We start from the raw sequence: 1,637 nt of genomic DNA on the forward strand, positions 1-1,637 counted from the left end.
GCCGCGTACCGCCTGACCACCAGAGGCGTCCTGCGCTCGGAGTGGCACAAGCTGTGGACGCTCCGCTCCACCTGGATCACACTGATCACCGCGACCGCACTTGTCCTGACCGTCGGCATCACGATGGGCGCCACCTACGACGGCGACGACGCGGAGATCGACACGGTCGTCTTCACCCTCTTCGGCACCCAGCTCTCCCAGATCTGCCTCGCCGTCCTCGGCATCCTCGTCACCGCGGGCGAGTACTCCACGGGCATGATCCGTGCCTCCCTCACCGCCGTCCCCCGGCGCCTGCCGGTCCTGTGGTCCAAAACCGCGATCTTCACTGCCGTCGCCTTCACGGCGTGCGCGGTGACCAACGTCGCCACGTTCCTCACCGCCCAGATCTGGCTCTCCGGCACCGACAAGGCCCTCGCCCTCACCGACGACGGCGTCCTCGCCGCCCTCCTGACCAGCGCCGCCGCCCTCACCCTGCTCAGTCTCATCGCGCTCGGCCTCGGCGCCCTGCTCCGCTCGGTCCCCGGCGCCATCGGCGCGTTCGTCGGCGCGGTGCTGATCCTGCCGGAGGTCATGTCGATGCTGCCCTTCAGCGCCGTGGAGACCACCCTGCGCTACTTCCCCGCGCAGGCGGCGAGCGCGCTCGGCTCGGTGAGCCGCGTGGAGGACACGATCGCCCCCGGCACGGCCCTGGTCACCCTCACCCTCTGGGCGGCGCTGATCATCGCCGCCGCGTCCGCGCTGCTCAGGCGCCGGGACGTATGACGAACACCCACCCGTCCGCCTGCCCGCCCGAGAAACCCCGTATACGGGAGTGCGGCCGTGACCGAGGATGAGCCGGTGACCGAGCCGCACCCCCTCACCCAGTACCTCCAGCGCCTGACCCAGCGGGTGCGCGCCTTCGACAGGCGCCGCCCGATCGCCTGGGACGTACTGGTGACGGCCTTCTTCGTCACCGCCGCCCTCATCGACGGCAACGGCGGGTGGCGCAACACGGCGGCCGACCCGCGCGTGGCCCAGGGCCAGGTCGTCCTGATGAGCCTCGCCCTCTCGGTGCCGGTCCTGTGGCGCCGCCGCCACCCGCTGGTCGCCCTCGCCGTCATGTCAGTGGCGACCGCGGCCAGCAACTGGACGGGCGCCTGGCTCCAAGCCGCCCTGATCCAGTTCATCGTGGTGTTCCACATCGCCCTGCGGCTGCCCCTGAAGACGCTCGGCCGGGCGGCCGCGTTGACCGTACTGCCCATGGCGGCCTGCGTCTTCACCTACCCGAAGGACAGCTGGTACGAGCTGGTCGTCCCCCAGATCTGGTCCTTCGCCCTCGTCGCCCTCGCCGGCATCGCGGTCCGCTCCCGCCAGGACCACACCCAGGCCCTCGTGGAGCGCGCCCGGCGGCTGGAGGTGGAACGCGACCAGCAGGCCCAGCTCGCCACGGCCGCCGAACGCACCCGTATCGCCCGCGAGATGCACGACATCATCGGCCACAACCTCTCCGTCATCACGGGCCTCGCGGACGGCGGTTCGTACGCCGCCGCCAAGTCCCCCGAGCGCGCCGCGCAGGCCCTCGAAGCCATCGGCACGACCAGCCGCCAGGCCCTCGCCGAACTCCGCCGCCTCCTGGACGTCCTGAGCGACGACACCCC

The 1,637-nt window shown here is 71.7% G+C and carries 2 protein-coding genes; both read left to right on the top strand.

The genetic code is table 11. The features are described 5' to 3' along the window. Positions 1-762, top strand: a 762-nt coding sequence (locus GKQ77_RS32520) for an ABC transporter permease (protein ID WP_219692747.1), incomplete at its 5' end; no start/stop codon positions are given. 57 nt (positions 763-819) lie between these two features. Then, the coding region (locus GKQ77_RS32525) for a sensor histidine kinase (RefSeq protein WP_219692748.1) at positions 820-1,637 on the top strand (818 nt) is incomplete at its 3' end.

Source organism: Streptomyces anatolicus (assembly GCF_019400875.1).
GTDB lineage: Bacteria > Actinomycetota > Actinomycetes > Streptomycetales > Streptomycetaceae > Streptomyces > Streptomyces anatolicus.